This window comes from Paracoccus sphaerophysae, assembly GCF_000763805.1.
Classification (GTDB): Bacteria; Pseudomonadota; Alphaproteobacteria; order Rhodobacterales; family Rhodobacteraceae; genus Paracoccus; species Paracoccus sphaerophysae.
Genome location: NZ_JRKS01000008.1, coordinates 56605 through 74789, shown reverse-complemented (window position 1 = coordinate 74789; position 18185 = coordinate 56605). Strand labels below are relative to the sequence as shown.

Here is an 18185-nt window from a genome sequence, read left to right as displayed (position 1 = left end):
CCCCCCCCCGCCCGGCCCCCCACCACGTCCTGCGCGGCGGCAAAGCCCGCCTCGTGGCTGGCGTAATCCTCGGCCAGCAGCAGGTCGGTTTCGGGCAGGTCCTGGGCGTGGACGAAGGCATCGGCCGCGGCGACACGGCTGCGGATGCCGCTCTCGTCCCAGATCGCCCGGTCGCCGTCCAGCGCCCAGGCAGAGGCGGCGAGCCAGGCCTCGCCCGCCGCGCGGCGGCCCGCGTCAGAGTAATCGCCCAACGCACCCCCCATCGCCAGGCCAAAGCTGCCGGGCGCGGGGCCATAGACGCGCGCGGCCTCGTGTCCGGCATAGGGGTTCCAGTCGGGCCCCTCGTCGCGGGCGGCCAGCGCCCGGACCGCCTGCTGGAACAGCGCCGACAGCGTCGGGAAGACATCCCGGAACAGCCCGGACACGCGCAGGGTCACGTCGATCCGGGGGTGATCCAATTCGGCGATAGGCAGGATCTCGATCCCCGCGACGCGCCTCGAGTCCTGATCCCAGACCGGACGCACGCCCAGCAGCGCCAGCGCCATGGCGAAATCCTCGCCCGCCGTGCGCATCGTGGCCGAGCCCCACAGGTCGACGATCAGCCCGCGCGGCCAGTCGCCGTGGTCCTGCAGATGGCGCCGGACCAGCGCATCGGCCAGCCGCATTCCCTGCTGCCACGCCGCGCGGGTCGGCACGCCGCGCGGATCGGTGGTGAACAGGTTGCGCCCGGTCGGCAGCACGTCGCTGCGCCCGCGACAGGGCGAGCCCGAGGGACCGGCCTCGATCCGCCGCCCGGCCAGCGCATCGGTCAGCGACCGTCGTTCCCCCGCGACCGAGCTTGCGGTGGCGAAGGCCCCGCCGGCCGCGGGCGCGCGGCCCCAGACGTGCAGACCGTCGCCGTACTGGCTTTCCTTGACGTCGCAGACGAAGCTGTCGATCCGCGTGATCGCCTCGGACGGGCACGTGGCCGCGTCGAGTCCCAGGTCGGCCTCGACGCCCAGCGCCTGCGCCTCGTCGCGGATGTCGCGCATCAGCCGGTCGCGCCGCCGCGGGTCGAGGCCATCGGCATTCGAGAATTCGTCCAGCAGCGATTCCAGCCGGGCGAGGCGCTGCGGGGTGCCCGACGCCTTCTGCGGCGGCGGGATGTGGCCCAGCGTGACCGCGCCGATCCGGCGCTTGGCCTGCGCCGCCTCGCCGGGGTCGTTCACGATGAAGGGGTAGATGACCGGCAGATCGCCGGTCAGCGCCTCGGGCCAGCAGGCTTGCGACAGGGCGACGGATTTGCCGGGAAGCCATTCCAGCGTGCCATGGGCGCCGACATGGACCAATGCGTCGGCCTGTCGGCGCAGCCACAAGTAGAAGGCGACATAGGCGTGCCGCGGCACCCGCGACAGGTCGTGATATTCTGCCGCGCGCCGAGTCGGCGCGCCCCGCTCGGGCTGCAGCGCGACCACAGCCCGTCCGCGCTGCACGGCGGCGAACGCAAAGCCGTGGGCGGTGGCATCCGGGTCGTCCTCGGGCGCGCCCCAGGCGGCCGTCAGCTCGTCGCGCAGCCGCTGCGGCAGTTCCTGCAGGGCGGCGCGGTAATCGGCCAGCGGCCAGTGCACCCTTCCGACGGCGAGAGCCGACTGCAACGGCGCGCCCGGGGCGGTATCGTGGCCCGCCTGCCGCAGGTCGTCCAGCATCGCCTCGGCCGAGGCCAGCGCGTCCAGCCCGACCGCATGGGCCATGTTCCAGTCCCGCCCGGGATAGGTCGAAAGGACCAGCGCCACCCGGCGCATGGCGGCCGGGGTCGCCGCCAGCCGGTGCCACGCGGCGACGCGGTCGGCGATCGCCTCGATCCGCTCGGGCTCCGGGGTGTGGACCAGGCGCGCGAATTGCAGCGCGCCGTCGCGGGCCTGGGGCTGCTTGAACGAGGCGACGCCGGCGAACAGCCGGCCATCGACCTCGGGCAGGACGACGTGCATCGCGAGATCGGCGGGCGACAGGCCGCGCGCCGATTCCTCCCACGCGCGGCGGGTCGAGGTCGCCAGGGCGACCTGGAGCACCGGCACCCCCGCCGCATCCAGGGGCGAGGTGCCCCCGCCCTGTGCCGAAAACGAGGTTGCGTTCAGGATTGCGACCGGGGCCAGCGCCCGCAGATGGCTGTCCAGCCAGCGTGCCGCTTCGGGGGCCTTGAGCGACGGAACGAACGCGCCCGCCACGGCAAAGCCGCGGCGTGTGAGGGCCGCGAACAGCGCCTCGATGGGCGCGAGATCGGCGGCCACGAGATACGAGCGGTAAAAGACGATCAGGACCGTGGGGCCCGTGCCGGGCGCCGCCGGACCTTGGGGCGCCCAGGCGCCGAACTGGGGCAGCGGATCGCCCTGCGCGGGCTGCGGAAACGCCAGCCCTGCCGCCGCGGCCATCACCCCCAGCGCCGCCGAAGCCGCCGCGGTCCCGCCGCTATCGCAGAGCGTCTGCAGCCGGTGCAGCGTCTCGGCCGGCAGGGTCGAGACGCCCTGAAGCTGCGGATCCGGCCGCCCGTCGGCAGGCAGAACGGCCAGCGCGATGCCGTTGCGGCGGGCCAGGATCTCGATCTGCTGGACCCCGTAGGGCCAGTAGGGCAGCCCCCCGATCAGCCGGATCAGGATGGCCTTCGCGCCCGACAGCGTCCGGTCCAGATAGGTGTCGACCGACAGCGGATGCTTGAGCGCGGCGATATTGGCCAGCCGCAGCGTCGGCAGCCGTCCTGCCGGACCGCCGCCCCCGCCGCCCCCGTGCCACGCCGCCGCGAAGGCGCCGAGGTCGCTGTCCGAGAAGGACAGCACCACCAGGTCGGCCGGGCTCTGCCCCAGATCGGTGGGCGTCTCGGTCTCGTCCAGCCCGTGGCTTTCGCGAAAGACGACGTGCATCGGGGTTTCCGGCGGCTGGGGGCGGGCTATTCGGCGGCGGCGCGTTCGGGGGCCAGGATGGCGCGGAGTGCCGGCTCGTCGATGTCATCATGCTCGGCGATGACCACAAGGCGGCCGCGCCGGTCCTCGCCCTGCTGCCAGGGCCGGTCGTACTGGTGGCGGACCCGCGCGCCGACGGCCTGCACCAGCAGGCGCATCGGCTTGCCCCTCACGGCGGCGTAACCCTTGACCCGCAGGATGTTCCGCCGATTGGCCAGGTCGGTGATCCGCGCCACCAGATCGGCGGGATCGGACAGTTCCGGGATATCGATGACGACGCTGTCGAAGTCGTCGTGCTCGTGATCCTCGGCGCCGTCGTGATGCGAGGGGCGGGCCTTGATGTCATCCTCGGCCGCCGCGCCGAGGCCGAGGATCACGCGGGGATCGACAATGCCCTCGGCCACCTCGATCATCGGGATCGGCCGGGGGGATTCCGCGGCGATCAGCGCCCTGGCTCGGGCCACGCCCTCGGGTCCGGCCAGGTCGGGCTTGGTCAGCAGGATGAGATCGGCGCAGGCGATCTGGTCCTCGAAGACCTCGGACAGCGGTGTTTCGTGGTCGATGCTGTCATCGGCCTGCCGCTGCCGGTCGACCGCCGCGACATTCGGCGCAAAGCGGCCCGCGGCGACGGCCTCGGCATCGGCCAGGGCGATCACCCCGTCGACGGTGATCCTCGACCGGATGTCGGGCCAGTCGAAGGCCTTGAGCAGCGGCTTGGGCAGCGCAAGCCCCGAGGTTTCGATCAGGATGTGATCGGGGCGCGGGTCCAGCGCCATCAGCGCCTCGATGGTGGGGATGAACTCGTCGGCCACCGTGCAGCAGATGCAACCATTCGCCAGCTCCACGATGTTTTCTGCAGGGCAATCCGGAATGGCGCAGCCTTTCAGGATCTCGCCATCGACGCCGACATCGCCGAATTCGTTGACCACCACGGCCAGCCGCCTGCCGCCGGGGTTCCTCATCAGCCGGGAGATGAGTGTCGTCTTGCCCGAGCCGAGAAACCCGGTGATCACGGTGACGGGCAATTTTTCGAGATTTGTCATTCAGAGGGTCCCCATCGGAGGAATACGGGCGATGCAGTTCTTGCGGAAATGGGCCGGGCGGTCGCGCCACGGCACCAGCCCATCGGGCGCCGCGACATAGGCCGCGGTGCCGTCCCGGATCGCATCCAGGTCGGCACCGTCGTCCAGTTCGCCGTAGACATAGGTCCAGCGGCCCGGGGCGCGCAGCGCGATGGTGCAGCCGCGGTTGCAGTTGGACAGGCACTCGACCGGGACCACCCGCACATCGGCGAGGGAGAGCGCCGCCACGGCGCCGAACAGCCGCGCGCCTGGGCGGTCGCAGTCCCCATCGGGCAGGTCGCCGCGACGGCAGCGCGTGCAGACAAGCAGTTCGACCTGAGACGATCGCTCGCCCATCCGGATCTCCGTGTCACGGCAGGCGGGGTGGCACACGGAAATGCGACAGCTCGTGCCGCAGAACCGACCCCGGAACACCCCGCCCGGATTCATTCGTCGCGCTGGCAGGTTTCCCGGCTTGCGGATCTTGGGGACGCGCCTTTCGGCGGTCCCCGGCGGTCGTCCGGCCTTCCCAACCCCGGATAGGGTCAGTGGCCGATGGACGCCCTTTCCGGTCACGGTCGCGGGGGCGGCTGCGGTTCGGTCCCGCCCGGGGCCTCGCGCATTCCCTTTTCACCTGTTAGCACAGGCACCAGCACGGGCGATATGGTCAGCCGCCTCGGTGCCTGTCAAGCCGAAAGGAACCTGCCTTGGACGACGCGAGCCGCCACGCCGAGAAGATGCAGCGGATCAAGGCCGCCCGCGACCGCATGATGCAGACCAGGACCGAGGAACGGGGCCTGGTGATCGTCCATACCGGGGCGGGCAAGGGCAAGTCGTCGTCGGGCTTTGGCATGATCATGCGCTGCATCGCCCACCGGATGCCCTGCGCCGTGGTCCAGTTCATCAAGGGCAGCTGGGACACCGGCGAAAGGCGCCTGCTGCAAGAGCGGTTCGCGCAGGAATGCCGGCTGTTCGTTTCCGGTGAGGGCTTCACCTGGGAAACCCAGGATCGCGCGCGCGACATCGCGGCAGCGCAAAGGGGCTGGAAGATCGCCAGGGAACAGATCCGCGACCCCCAGATCCGCTTCGTCCTGCTGGACGAGATCAACATCGCGCTGCGCTACGACTATCTGGATATCGACGAGGTGGTCGGTTTCCTGCTGACCGAAAAGCCGCCGATGACCCATGTCTGCCTGACCGGCCGCAATGCCCGGCCCGAGCTGGTCGAGGCCGCCGATCTGGTCACCGAGATGACGCTGGTCAAGCATCCGTTCCGCGACGGCGTCAAGGCGCAGCCGGGGGTCGAGTTCTGATGCGCCCGGGGGCTGGCGTTCGTGTCTGACCCGCAGGGCCGCGCCCTGATGATCCAGGGCACCGGCAGCAATGTCGGGAAATCGCTGCTGGTCGCGGGCCTCTGCCGCGCCGCCCGGCTGCGCGGGATCCGGGTCGCGCCGTTCAAGCCGCAGAACATGTCGAACAACGCCGCCGTGACCATCGACGGCGGAGAGATCGGGCGCGCCCAGGCGCTGCAGGCGCAGGCGGCGGGATTGCTGCCGCATACCGACATGAACCCTGTCCTGCTGAAGCCGGAGACGGATGTCGGCGCGCAGGTTGTGGTGCAGGGGCGGCGGCTGACGACGGCCAGGGCGCGCGAATATCAGGCGTTGAAGCCGAAATTGCTGGGGCATGTGCTGGACAGCTTCGCCCGCCTGCGTGGGGCGCATGATCTCGTCCTCGTCGAAGGTGCGGGCAGCCCGGCCGAGGTCAACCTGCGCCAGGGCGACATCGCCAACATGGGGTTTGCCAGCGCCGCCGGCGTGCCGGTCGTGCTGGCCGGGGACATCGACCGGGGCGGCGTGATCGCGCAGATCGTGGGCACCAGCGTGGTTCTGGACAAGGACGACGCGGCCCGGATCGCGGGCTTCGTCATCAACCGCTTCCGCGGCGATCCGGGCCTGTTCGATGACGGCTATGCGCTGATCGCGGCGCAGACCGGCTGGCGCGGCTACGGGGTCTGCCCGTGGTTCGACGATGCGTGGAAGCTGCCGGCCGAGGACGCGCTGGACATCCGCGACCGCACGGCCGCGGCAGGCGCGCATGTTGTCTGCCTGTGCCTGTCGCGGATCGCGAATTTCGACGATCTCGACCCGCTCGCGCAGGAGCCGGGGGTCCGGCTGACCATGCTGGGTCCGGGACGCGCGATCCCCGCGGATGCCGATCTGGTCATCATCCCCGGCACGAAATCGACACGCGGCGATCTGGCCTTCCTGCGCGCGCAAGGCTGGGCTGCGGGGCTGGCCGATCACGTCCGGCGCGGCGGGCGGGTGCTGGGCATCTGCGGCGGCTATCAGCTGCTGGGGCGCGAGATCGCCGATCCGGCGGGGATCGAGGGCGACCCCGGCACCGAGGCCGGGCTGGGGCTGTTGGACGTGGCGACCGTGATGCTGCCCGACAAGCGCCTGACCGAGGTCGCGGCCCTCCATGTCCCGACCGGGGCCGGCTTTCGCGGCTACGAGATCCATATCGGCCGGACCTCCGGCCCCGACGCCGCGCGGCCCTTCGCCCTGGTCGAGGGGGCGCCCGAGGGCGCGATCAGCCCCGATGGCCGCATCGCCGGCAGCTATCTGCACGGCATGTTCCGCGATGACGGCTTTCGCGCGGCCTACCTCGCCGGGCTGGGCGTGACCTCGCAGACGGCCTATGACGCGACGGTCGAGACGACGCTGGACGCGCTGGCCGCGCATCTGGAACGGCACCTGGACGTGGACGGGCTATTCGCGCTGGCCCGCTAGGGCGTCGTGCAGCCGCTCCCAGTCGGCCTCGCGCCCCGGCAATCCCAGCCGCAGCCAGCCGGTGGAATAGGGGAAGATCCGCGACCAGATCCGCGCGCGGGCGAGGTTTTGCTGCGCCGCCAGGGCATCCCCCGTCTCATAGGTCCGAAACAGCGGCGTGCCGCCGACCAGCGTCCATCCCGCCAGCCCGGCCAGCCGGTCGAGCCGCGCCGCGTCCGCCCCGAGCCTCTGGCGGGTGCGATCCGCCCAGCCCCGGTCGGCCAGCGCCATGCGCCCCACCGCGATGGCCGGCCCGCTGACCGCCCACGGGCCGGCCAGCTCGGCGATCCGGTGGGCCAGCGTATCGCCCGCCAGCGCAAAGCCCAGCCGCAGCCCGGCCAGCCCGTAGAACTTGCCGAAGGACCGCAGCACGACGACGTTGCCCGGCCCGCGCCCGAGCCACGGGACGACGGACAGCTCGGGCCGGGGATCGACGAAGCTTTCATCCACGACCAGCAGCCCGACCCGCGGCGCGAGATCGAGAATGCGCTCCGGCGGATCGTGCCGCCCATCCGGGTTGTTCGGGTTGACGATCACGGCCAGATCGGCCCCGGCCAGCGCCTCGATCCGGTCCACCGTGGCCACGCGCCACCCCTGCAGCGCCAGCGCGGCGGCGTGTTCGTTGTAGGTCGGGCCCAGCACCCGCGCCTGCCCGGGCGCCGCCAGCCGCGGCACGATCTGGATCGCCGCCTGCGCCCCGGCCAGCGGCACCGGGGCGACATGGGCGCCATAGGCCGCCGCCGCCGCGCCGGTCAGCGCGGCGATCGCCGATTGCGTGGGCAGCGTCGCCCAGGCCTCGTCCGGCAGGGGCGGCACCGGATAAGGCCGCGGGTTGATCCCCGTCGACAGGTCCAGCCAGTCCTCGCCCGCGCGGCGCACCCGGTCCAGATCGCCGCCATGGTCGCGCCGGATGTGCATCAGGCCACGCTTGCCGCAAGCAGGCACGCCGCCAGCAGCACCATGGCGCGCAGGTAAAGCGCCAGCCCCTGCGAGACCGCTTCGGGCGCGGGATCGGGCGCGGCGCCGTTCAGCCACGGCTCGTCGGCGACGCGGCCGGCATAGATGCGCGGGCCCGACAGGCGGACGCCGAGCGCACCCGCCATCGCGGCCTCGGGCCAGCCGGCATTGGGCGAGCGATGATGGCGCGCGTCCCGCCACATGCAGGCCAGCGCCCGGCGCGGCCGCCCCGAGACGACCGCGAACAGCAGACCGGTCAGACGGGCCGGGATCAGGTTGGCCAGGTCGTCCAGCCGCGCCGCGGCCTTGCCGAAATCCTCGTGCCGCGGGGTGCGGTGACCGATCATCGAATCCATCGTGTTGACGGCCTTGTAGAGCGCGATCCCCGGCAGACCGGCGACCGCGCCCCAGAAGACCGGCGCGACGATCCCGTCCGAGGTGTTCTCGGCAAGGCTTTCCAGCGTGGCCCGCGCGATGCCTGCCCGGTCCAGCCGCGCGGGATCGCGCCCGACGATCCGCCCCACCGCATGGCGGGCGGCGTCGATCCGGTCCTGTTGCAGGGGCGTGGCGACGGCGCGGACATGAACCCCCATGGACCGCGCCGCGACCAGCGGCCAGGCCAGCGCGCCGCCCGTCAGTATCCCCGGCCAGCCCGCGGGCAGGGCGGCATGCAAGACGGCCGCCGGCACAAGGCTCGCCAGCCCGACCGCCGCGACGCAGCCCACCCCGGCAAGACGCCGGGCCGCAGGCGGGCCGCGGTTCCAGCGCCGGTCCAGCCCGGCGATCAGCGCGCCCATCCACGTCACCGGATGGCCGATCCGGCGGAACAGGCGATCCGGCCAGCCGATCGCCGCGTCGATCGCCAGCGCGACCAGCATCATGGCGGCAAGGCTCATCGCGCGGCACCCGTCGCAAAGCGCAAGACCTGCGCCAGCCCCGCCGCGCGCAGCGCGTCCTCGACCCCGGCGGGCGCGGTCCCGGGCGCAAAGATCAGCCCGCGGGCCGAGCCGGTATGCGCGCGCAGATGCCCCAGCGCGCCCCATGTGCCGGCAAGAGCCTCGATCGGATCGGCCCCCGGCCCGCGCAGCAGCGTGCAGCGCCGGGCCGATTCGGCAGCGATCGCGGCGTGCTGGGCAAGCGTTTCGGCCCCCCGCCAGGCATCGACCAGGTCGGCGACATCGGGAAACTCTTCATCCGCCGGGTCGGTGCGCTGGCCGTTGCCCCAGAAGCCGCCGACGATCTCGGCAGGCGGCGGAGGAGCAAGATCGTCGATGACCCGCCCCAGACGGGGCGCCCATAGCACGGCGTCCGGCTGCGGGAAGGTCAGCGGGTCGGACGCGCCCTCGACGGCAAGACACGCCGCGATCAGGCCGCTGCCCTCGAACCCGGCCGCGCGGGCCAGCGCGATCAGCGCGGCCGTCGAGGCGCCCGCGCCGCCGCCGGGCGGCATCTCGGACTCGATTCGAAACCATCCGTGGGCGAGGCCGAGCCGGTCCAGCAGCGCGCGGGCCAGGTCGGGGTCGAGCACGCATCTGCCTTGAAGCAGCGACAGGGGACCCCCGCCCAGCCGAGTGGCCCGAACGGCCAGGGCGGGGCAGGCCGCCGTCACCAACACCACCGGCCCCCCGGCGCCCAGGCGGCCCTGCAACCACTCGCCAAAATGTCCGGGAACGCGCACCAGGTCAGGCCAGCGGATGATTGGTGGCCAGAATGGCGAAATCGCCGCCGTGCCACGCGAGCCGCGTCGCCGAGAGCGGCGCGATGTCGAACGCGAGCCCCGCCTCGATCCGTCCCAGCGCCATGCTAAGCGCGGCGCGGATCGTTCCGGCATGGGCCACCACCGCAATCGGTCCCGCGGCTGCCTCAGCGGCGATTTCCTTGATGGCCGGGGCGACCCGCCGGGCCAGATCCGCAAAGCTTTCGCCGCCCGGATTGCGCAGCCTGGCCAGCGCCGCGCGGTCCAACGGGCCCAGATCCGGCAGATCGGTGGCGGGCATCCCCTCATGCTGGCCGAAATCCTGTTCCCACAGCCGGGGGTCCGCGGTGCAGGTCAGCCCCGGAAACAGGGCCTGCGCCGTCATGGTGCACCGGCGCGCCGGACTGCAGAAGACGCGCCGGCACGCCCCGACGCTGCCCCGTGCCCGCGCCATGCGGTCCGGTCCCGGCATCGACGCGGGCACGTCCGTCCGGCCGATCAGCCGCCCGCCGTGGTCGGCGGGCGCGTGCCGGATCAGCACCAGTTCGTTCGTTGCGAATTGCTGCATTGACGCCTTCCCAGTGCCGCGAATTTCTGATTTGCACGGCGGCATGGCAAAGTCGATCCTCGTCACAGGGGGCGCCCGGTCGGGCAAAAGTCTCCTTGCGGAACAACTGACGCTGCAGTTCGGGCAGCCGGCGATCTATGTCGCGACGGCGCAGGCGGGCGATGCCGAGATGGCCGCGCGGATCACGGATCACCGGTCCCGGCGGGGGGACGGCTGGACCACCGTGGAGACGCCGCTGGCCCTGGTGCAGACGCTGCGCGACACTGACGACGGGTCGCCGCGTCTGGTCGACTGCCTGACCCTGTGGCTGTCGAACCTCATGCTGGCGGGTGCGGACTGGGGCGGGGAAGCGGCTGATCTGGCCGCCAGTCTGCCCGCACTTCAGGGCCCCGTCGTCCTTGTCACCAACGAGGTGGGCGCGGGGATCGTGCCTGCAAACGCGCTCGCCCGCGACTTCCGCGACGCCGCGGGCGTGGTCAACCAGCGGATCGCGGCAGCCTGCGATGAGGTATGGCTATCGGTCGCGGGCTGCCCGATGAGGATCAAACCGCAATGAGCCACCTGCCTGACTTCGACGACCTGGACGCGATCGCCGGATGGTTGTCGCGCTTGCCCGGCTTTGACCACGATGCGGCCGCGGCCGCCCGCCAGCGGCAGGACCAGCTGACCAAGCCGCCCGGTTCGCTGGGCCGGCTCGAGGAGCTGGCCTGTTTCATGGCGGGCTGGCGTGGCGATCCGCGGCCCCGGATCGACCGCGCGCAGGCACTGGTATTCGCGGGCAATCACGGCATCTGCGCCCGGTCCGTGAACGCCTTCCCGCCCGAGGTGACCGCCGCCATGGTCGCGAATTTCCGTGTCGGCGGCGCGGCCATCAACCAGCTGGCCCGGACGGCCGGTGCCGAACTGACGGTGGTTGCGCTGGATCTCGACCGGCCGACGCGGGATTTCACGACCGCTGCGGCGATGGGCGCCGAGGAATGCCTCGATGCCATGCGCCGGGGTGCCGCGGCGGTGGATCGAAGCGCGGACATCATCCTGCTGGGCGAGATGGGGATCGGGAATTCGACGGTCGCTGCCGCTCTGGCCCACGCCATCTGCGGCGGGCAGGCCGAGGACTGGGTCGGTCGCGGCACCGCGCCGGATGACGCGATCCTTGCGATCAAGACCGGGGTGGTGCGCGACGGGGTGGCCGCGCATTGCGGGGTTTCGCCGATGCAGGCGCTGGCGGCGCTGGGCGGACGGGAACAGGCTGCGATCTGCGGCGCCGTCCTGGCCGCGCGCGCGGCGCGGATTCCGGTCATGCTCGACGGCTATATCTGCACCGCGGCGGTCGCCCCGCTGCACGGGGCCAACCCCGATCTGCTGGCGCATTGCCTCGTCGGACATCTGAGCGGCGAGCCGGGGCACGTGCGGCTGTGCAGGGCGATGGGCAAGCAGCCGATCCTCGATCTCGGGATGCGGCTGGGCGAGGGCACGGGGGCTGCGCTGGCGCTGACGATCCTGCGCGGCGCGCTGGCCTGCCATGACGGAATGGCGACCTTTGCCGAAGCCGGGATCGCGGCAGGGTGAGGCTGCGGCAGCGGGCGTCCGAGGCGCAGCTGGCCCTGATGCTGCTGACCCGTCTGCCGGCCGGGCGGCTGCCCGACCCCGCCCCCGACCTTGCCGCGGCGCGTTGGGCCTATCCGTTCGTCGGGGCGATCGTCAGCCTGGCCGGTTGGCTGATCCATCAACTGTCGCTGGGTATCGGCCTTGGGCCCGCGGCGGCCGCGCTGGCCGCATTCGCCGCGATGGCGTTTGTCACCGGCGCGCTGCATCACGACGGGCTGGCCGATTTCGCCGACGGGATCGGCGGCGGGCGCGACAGGGCGCACCGGCTGGAAATCATGCGCGACAGCAGGATCGGCAGCTATGGCGCGCTGGCGCTGATCTTTGCCGTGGGGTTGCCGGTGGCGGCGGTGGCCGGGATGGCGAGAGTGCCGCTGGCCGCGTTCCTGCTGGCCGGGGTGGCCAGCCGCTTTGCCATGCTTGGCGTCATCGAAGCCCTGCCCCCTGCGCGCGGCGACGGGCTGGGCCGGATGACCGGCGGGCGGGACTGGCGCCATCTGGTGCCGGGCGCTTTGCTGTGTCTGGCCATCGCCACGCTGGTTGGCGCGGCCGGCTGGGCCGCGCTCGTGGCCGTCGCGTCGACGACGGCGGCGATCGCGATCACCGCGCGGCGCAAGCTGGGCGGACAGACCGGAGACGTTCTGGGCGCCACCCAGATCGCCTGCGAATGCGCGGGCTGGCTGGCACTGGCCGCGCTGATTGCCTGAGGGGGCAGCTACGAGAAACTGCCTTGAATATGAGCGCGGCATCGAGGGTCAGCCATGACACCGATGTTCTCCGCGAAAATCCGGCGCCAGCGGATCGCGCGTCTGCGCTTCGGCGCTGAATGGCGCTGGCGGTGCTGTCGTATCAACCGCGCATGCCCCGCGGGCTTGCCCGGACTGACGGCCCGACCTCAAACTCGCAGAGTCGCGTTGTGAACGGCCCGCAAGCGGGCAGGCCGCGGTGGGCAGCATGTTTGCCCAAAACCGTTCCCGCCAAGAAGGTTGCGCCGAGCCCACCCTGACCGAGCGGAAATTGCCTTGGTCTGACCGCAACTGATGGAGTTGCCCAGAGCGCGCGTTCGTGCCACGACTCATCGCGACCTGCGCCCGAACCGCGCGCCGGTCGCCGCTGCCGAGGATCTGGCGACCGCGGGGGCAAGGAATGCGGCACAGACCAGAGATCGACGGACTGCGGGCGGTGGCGGTGGTGCCGATCATCGTCCTGCACGCCGGCTTCGACCGGCTTGGCGGCGGATTTGTTGGCGTCGACATCTTCTTCGTCATCAGCGGCTACCTGATCACCACCATCCTGCTGGACGAACTCGGCCGCGGCGACTTCTCGATCGCCCGGTTCTACGAGCGCCGCGCACGACGCATCCTGCCGGCCCTGTTCCTGGTGGTCGCCGCCTGCCTGCCTTTCGCCTGGGCCTGGATGATGCCGGCCCAGCTCGTCAACTTCGGGCAGAGCATGGTGTCGGTGGCACTGTTCGTCTCGAACGTCCGCTTCTGGCTTGAGGAGGGCTATTTCGCGCCCTCGGCCGAGCTGAAGCCGCTGCTCCACACCTGGAGCCTGGCCGTCGAGGAGCAGTTCTACCTGCTGTTCCCGCTGTTTCTGGCGGCGGTCTGGCGGCTGGGTCGGCGCGGCGTCTTCATGGCCGTGCTGGCGCTGGGTGCAGCCAGCCTTGCGCTTTCGCTGGTGCTGGGCCGGATTGCGCCAAGCGCCAATTTCTATCTCGCCCCGCCTCGGGCATGGGAGCTGATGGCTGGCGCGGCCTGCGCCTTCCTGCCGGCGGGACTGCCCCGCCGGGGGGCCGAGGCGGCCAGTCTCGCCGGTCTGGCGATGATTGCCGCCTCGATTCTGGCCTATGACCACGACACGCCGTTTCCAGGGTTGGCGGCGGTGCCACCGGTCGCGGGCACCGCTCTGGTGATCCTGTTCGCGACGCCGGGGACGCTGGCCGCCCGGCTGCTGTCTGCCGGGCCCATGCGCGGGATCGGCCTCATCTCGTACAGCGCCTATCTGTGGCACCAGCCGCTCTTTGCCTTTACCCGCCTGCGCAGCCTGGGTGAGCCCCCTCCCCTCCTGATGGGTGGGCTGGTGGTGCTGACCCTGGTCTTGGCCTGGATCACTTGGCGCTGGGTCGAGCGGCCGTTCCGTCGCGGCGGGCGCGTCTTCGCCACCCGGCGGGGCGTGCTTGGGGCCGCTGCGGCAGGCGGGGTCGCGATGGTACTCGTCGGCGCCGTCGTGGGGCCGCTGTCCGCGGGGTTTCCGGGCCGCTTCCCGACCGCCGCGCTCTTGTACGCAGAGGCCGCCGGGGCGGTCGCCGGCGGTCCGTGCCATTTCGACGAGAACCGTCCGCTCGACCGTCATCCGCAGCCGCAATGCCGCCATCCCGACGCCGCGGGTAACGTCTCGGTCCTGCTGCTTGGCGACAGCCACGCCAACGCCTTGGAGCACGCCGTGGGCGAGGGGCTGCGCCGGGCCGAGACGGGATACTACGCGGTGAGCTTTGGCGGCTGTATCCCGCTGCCCGGTTTCCGCCGGATGCGCGACTCGACATCACCCGACACCTGCCACGAATTCGACCAAGCGGCGCTGGACTATGCCGCGGCCACCGGCATCCGCACCGTCATCCTCGCCGGTCGCTTCCCGCTGTACCTGCACGGAAAGCGCTTCGATAATGGCGCGGGCGGGGTCGAAAAGGGCGACAACGGCGCCGTCGACGTCATCGCCCCGGACGCACCCCGCGCCGGCCGGCGCAAGGACCGGGTGCTGGCTGCCATCGAGACGCAGATCCGCGAAATCGCCCGGCGGTTCGAGGTTGTGCTGGTCTATCCGCTGCCCGAAGCCGGGTGGGACGTCCCCAGCCTGGCCTTTCGCCGGCTGGTGTTCGCCAAGGACCGCTCGGCGCTCAATACCCCCTATGCCGGGTATCTGGGGCGGACGGCGGAAATCAACGCCCTCTTCGACAGAATCGCCGCCGACACGCCCCGTGTCCATCCGGCCCGCATCCAGCACGCGCTGTGCGATGCATCCGCGGGCACCTGTCTCAACGCCGACAGCGGGGCGGCGTATTACAGCGACGACGACCATCTGAGTCCGGCGGGCGCGGCACTGGTGGCACCAATCATTCTCGACGCAGTGGCCGCCGCGAAGGGACGGGTGGACTGAGCGGCGGCTTCGGGCCGAGGAAGGCAGAACGAGTGCCGTCCAGACGACATCCGCATCGTCAGCAGCCCTTGCGTGTCTGACCAGCCCCGGTCGGGGGTGTGATCAGGAACGACCCTGTCAGAGGGTCGCGGCGACTGCCCGCTGCCAGCGGGCATGCCGGCTTTCGCGTTCGTCGGCGGGCATCCGCGGCTGGAAGCGCCTTTCGAGCGTCCACTGCTGGCCGAACTGCTCGGGATCGGGACACAGGCCGGCGGCAAGGCCCGCGAGGTAGGCCGCGCCCAGGGCGGTCGTCTCGGTGACCCTGGGCCGGTCCACCGGGGCGCCGATCATGTCGGCCAAGAACTGCATCGTCCAGTCGCTGCACGCCATGCCGCCATCGACGCGCAGCACCGTGTCGCCCGCCCCGCTCCAGTCGGCACGCATCGCGTCCAGCAGATCCCGGGTCTGGTGACCGACGCTTTCCAGCGCCGCGCGGGCGAATTCGGCCGGGCCGGAATTGCGGGTCAGGCCGAAGATCGCGCCGCGCGATTCGGGGCGCCAGTAAGGCGCGCCCAGGCCGGTGAAGGCCGGGACCAGCACCAGCGCCTGCGCCGGGTCGGCACTTTCGGCGAGCGCCTGCGTTTCCGACGCCTCGCGGATCAGTCCCAGCCCGTCGCGCAGCCACTGGACGACCGCACCCGCGATGAAGATCGACCCCTCCAGCGCATAGGTGGGGCGGCCGTTCAGCTGATAGGCGATGGTCGTCAGCAGGCGGTTCTGCGACTGCACCGCCCGTTCGCCGGTGTTCAGCAGGGCAAAGCAGCCGGTGCCGTAGGTCGACTTGACCATGCCGGGGCGAAAGCACGCCTGACCCACGGCAGCCGACTGCTGGTCGCCGGCGACGCCCCGGATCGGGATGGCCGCGCCGAACAGGTCGGGCCGGGTGGTGCCGTAATCGCCGGCGCTGTCGCGCACCTCGGGCAGCATCGCCATCGGCACCCGGAACAGGTCGCACAGCTCGGGCGACCAGCAGCCGCGGTGGATGTCGTACAGCATCGTCCGGGCGGCGTTGGTGGCGTCGGTGGCGTGCACCTCGCCCCCGGTCAGGTGCCAGATAAGAAAGCTGTCGATGGTGCCGAAGGCGAGCTCGCCCGCCTCGGCGCGCGCGTGCGCGCCCTCGACCTGGTCCAGCATCCACGCGGCCTTGGTGGCGCTGAAATAGGGGTCGAGCAGCAGCCCGGTGGTGGCCGCCACGGCCGGCTCGTGCCCCTGCGCCTTCAGCGCGGCGCATAGGTCGGCAGTGCGGCGGTCCTGCCAGACGATGGCGTTGTGGATCGGCTGGCCGGTGGCGCGGTCCCAGATCACCGTCGTCTCGCGCTGGTTGGTGATGCCGATGGCTGCCAGATCGGCGCCACGCAGCCCGGCCTTCTCGATCACCGCGCGGGTGACCGCGGCGGTCGAGGACCAGATATCGGCGGGATCGTGTTCGACCCAGCCCGAGGCCGGAAAATGCTGCGGGAACTCCTGCTGCGCCACGGCCAGCACCGACAGGTCGGCGGAAAAGACGATGGCGCGGGACGAGGTCGTGCCCTGGTCGATCGCAAGGATGGTCATCGTGACCTCATGCCGCTTTCGTTGCCCGGGCCATGTGATCCTCGACCGCCACAACCTGCGCCGGCGTCATCCGCAACCCCAGCTTTGACCGCCGCCACAACGCGTCCTCGGCAGTAACGGCCCATTCGCGCGACACCATCCAGTCCAGCTCGGTCTGGGTGAGGGTCGCCCCGAAGTCGCGGCCCAGATCGGCAGCCGACGTCGCGCCCGCCAGCATGTCCGCAGCCTGGGTCCCATAGGCGCGGACCAGCCGCCCGGCCCATGCGTCGGTCAGGAAGGGATGATCGGCGCGCAGCCGCGCGACCAGCTCCGGCACCCCGTCCACGGCGAAGTCGCCGCCGGGAAGCGGCGCCCCCGCGGTCCAGGCGGGACCGGCGCCCGGGGCATGGGGGGACAGTTTCGTCAACGCCGCCTCGGCCAGGCGCCGGTAGGTCGTGATCTTGCCGCCGAACACGTTGAGGCACGGCGCGTCAGCCCCGGTTTCTCCGGTATCCAGCGACAGGACATAGTCCCGCGTCGCGGCGGTCGCCGACGAGGCGCCGTCGTCGTAAAGCGGCCGGACCCCGGAATAGGTCCACACGACCTGGTCCGGCGTGACCGGCTTGCGCAGATAGGTCGAGGCGAAGCGGCACAGATAGTCCACCTCGGCCGGCGTACATTCCGCGTTGCCGGGGGGGCCGGGGTGATCGACGTCGGTCGTGCCCAGCAGCGTGAAGTCCCGTTCGTAGGGGATCGCGAACATGATCCGGCCGTCGCCGCCCTGAAAGAAATAGGCCTTGTCGTGATCGAACAGCCGGCGGGTCACGACATGGCTGCCACGCACCAGCCGGATCCGTTGGCGCGAGCTCAGATGTGCCACGTCGCGGATCACGTCGCCGACCCAGGGACCGGCCGCGTTGACGAGGATGCGGGCGGCGAAGCTGCGGCCGTCCGCCAGCCGGACCTGCCACATGCCGTCCTCGCGCCGGGCCTCGGTCACGCGGGCGCGGGTGATGATGTCGGCCCCGCGCGCTGCCGCGTCGCGGGCGTTCAGAACCACCAGCCGCGCGTCATCCACCCAGCAGTCGCTGTATTCATAGGCGCGCTGCAGCCGCGGCTGCAGCGGCTCGCCCTCGGGACGGCCGGTCAGCCGGTAACTTTCGGTGCCCCGCAGGATGCTGCGCTTGCCAAGGTGATCGTACAGGAACAGCCCGGCGCGGATCATCAGGTTCGGCCGGTGCCCGCGTTCCCAAGGCATCAGCGTCTGCATGATCCGCGAGACCGGCGTGTGGCTTTCGAACCGCATCTGCGGATCAAGCGGCAGCACAAAGCGCATGGGCCAGCTGATATGGGGCATGGCGCGCAGCAGGGTCTCGCGCTCGGCCAACGCCTCGCGGACCAGTCGCAGTTCGAGGAACTCGAGATAGCGCAGGCCGCCGTGGAACAGCTTGGTCGAGGCCGACGAGGTGGCGCTGGCCAGGTCGCCCTGTTCGGCCAGCCGCACGCTCAGTCCCCGGCCCGCAGCGTCGCGGGCGATGCCGCATCCGTTGATCCCCCCGCCGATGATGAACAGGTCCGTGGCGTCGCGCATCGCAGTTCCTTCCGATATGGAAAGCGATCACAACCACGGGGCGGCTTGTCAACGTCTTTTCGTTTTCGCGCGCAAATTTTCGTTTGCACGCGCACGCTCCGGTCCCGAACGCAGAAGATGGCCGCACCAGGACCCGCGTCCGGCACGAACGGTGTGTTGCAGTTCTGTCATTCCTTTGTCACACGTCTGACACAGAACGATCCTAGACCGCGTCC

General features: G+C 71.4%; 15 protein-coding genes and 1 riboswitch. Of the genes, 6 read left to right on the top strand and 9 right to left on the bottom strand.

Features of this window, described 5'->3' with window-relative positions:
- The 3 genes from cobN to IC63_RS04455 form a co-directional block, all read right to left on the bottom strand.
- Positions 1-2894: cobaltochelatase subunit CobN (gene cobN / locus IC63_RS04465; protein ID WP_036717256.1), on the bottom strand; the 2894-nt coding region annotated here is incomplete at its 3' end.
- A gap of 26 nt (positions 2895-2920) precedes the next feature.
- Positions 2921-3976, bottom strand: a complete 1056-nt coding sequence (gene cobW / locus IC63_RS04460) for a cobalamin biosynthesis protein CobW (RefSeq protein ID WP_036717253.1) — start codon at positions 3974-3976, stop codon at positions 2921-2923.
- Positions 3977-4351 carry a DUF1636 family protein gene (locus IC63_RS04455; protein ID WP_036717250.1) on the bottom strand — a complete coding sequence of 125 codons (375 nt, stop codon included), beginning with the start codon at positions 4349-4351 and terminating at the stop codon, positions 3977-3979.
- 86 nt (positions 4352-4437) lie between these two features.
- Positions 4438-4664: riboswitch (cobalamin riboswitch) on the bottom strand.
- A gap of 37 nt (positions 4665-4701) precedes the next feature.
- Here IC63_RS04455 and cobO point away from each other — a divergent pair.
- Complete coding sequence (cobO, locus tag IC63_RS04450; protein ID WP_036717248.1) at positions 4702-5307, top strand: cob(I)yrinic acid a,c-diamide adenosyltransferase; 606 nt, start codon at positions 4702-4704, stop codon at positions 5305-5307.
- A gap of 48 nt (positions 5308-5355) precedes the next feature.
- Entirely contained in the window at positions 5356-6786 is a 1431-nt protein-coding gene (locus IC63_RS04445; protein WP_036717284.1) for a cobyric acid synthase, read from the top strand.
- On the opposite strand, the gene cobD is transcribed toward IC63_RS04445, so the two are convergent.
- The 4 genes from cobD to IC63_RS04425 form a co-directional block, all read right to left on the bottom strand.
- Positions 6766-7743 (bottom strand): threonine-phosphate decarboxylase CobD, encoded by a 978-nt coding sequence (gene cobD, locus IC63_RS04440; RefSeq protein ID WP_036717245.1) that lies wholly within the window; start codon positions 7741-7743, stop codon positions 6766-6768. The genes IC63_RS04445 and cobD overlap by 21 nt on opposite strands.
- Positions 7743-8678, bottom strand: coding sequence for an adenosylcobinamide-phosphate synthase CbiB (cbiB, locus tag IC63_RS04435; protein WP_036717242.1), 936 nt, complete (start codon positions 8676-8678; stop codon positions 7743-7745). The genes cobD and cbiB overlap by 1 nt, the downstream gene beginning before the upstream one ends.
- Complete coding sequence (locus IC63_RS04430) at positions 8675-9310, bottom strand: hypothetical protein (protein WP_232222508.1); 636 nt, start codon at positions 9308-9310, stop codon at positions 8675-8677. Before IC63_RS04430 ends, cbiB begins: the two co-directional genes overlap by 4 nt.
- Positions 9311-9464: 154 nt before the next feature.
- Positions 9465-9962, bottom strand: a complete 498-nt coding sequence (locus IC63_RS04425) for a histidine phosphatase family protein (protein ID WP_332257727.1) — start codon at positions 9960-9962, stop codon at positions 9465-9467.
- On the opposite strand from IC63_RS04425, the gene cobU reads away from it, so the two are divergent.
- The 4 genes from cobU (at position 9862) to IC63_RS17315 (ending at position 14807) form a co-directional block, all read left to right on the top strand.
- Positions 9862-10602, top strand: coding sequence for a bifunctional adenosylcobinamide kinase/adenosylcobinamide-phosphate guanylyltransferase (cobU, locus tag IC63_RS04420; protein ID WP_332257725.1), 741 nt, complete (start codon positions 9862-9864; stop codon positions 10600-10602). The two genes, IC63_RS04425 and cobU, sit on opposite strands and share 101 nt — an antisense overlap.
- On the top strand, positions 10599-11615 hold the full coding sequence (gene cobT, locus IC63_RS04415; protein ID WP_036717235.1) for a nicotinate-nucleotide--dimethylbenzimidazole phosphoribosyltransferase: 1017 nt from the start codon (positions 10599-10601) through the stop codon (positions 11613-11615). The genes cobU and cobT overlap by 4 nt, the downstream gene beginning before the upstream one ends.
- Entirely contained in the window at positions 11612-12358 is a 747-nt protein-coding gene (locus IC63_RS04410; RefSeq protein ID WP_036717233.1) for an adenosylcobinamide-GDP ribazoletransferase, read from the top strand. Before cobT ends, IC63_RS04410 begins: the two co-directional genes overlap by 4 nt.
- A 439-nt stretch (positions 12359-12797) precedes the next feature.
- Positions 12798-14807, top strand: a complete 2010-nt coding sequence (locus tag IC63_RS17315) for an acyltransferase family protein (RefSeq protein WP_084115485.1) — start codon at positions 12798-12800, stop codon at positions 14805-14807.
- Between the two features lie 117 nt (positions 14808-14924).
- Here IC63_RS17315 and glpK read toward each other — a convergent pair whose 3' ends face one another.
- Both glpK and glpD read right to left on the bottom strand, forming a co-directional pair.
- Positions 14925-16400, bottom strand: a complete 1476-nt coding sequence (gene glpK, locus IC63_RS04400) for a glycerol kinase GlpK (RefSeq protein WP_036717231.1) — start codon at positions 16398-16400, stop codon at positions 14925-14927.
- Between the two features lie 7 nt (positions 16401-16407).
- On the bottom strand, positions 16408-17970 hold the full coding sequence (gene glpD, locus IC63_RS04395) for a glycerol-3-phosphate dehydrogenase (RefSeq protein ID WP_036717228.1): 1563 nt from the start codon (positions 17968-17970) through the stop codon (positions 16408-16410).
- Positions 17971-18185 lie beyond the last annotated feature (215 nt).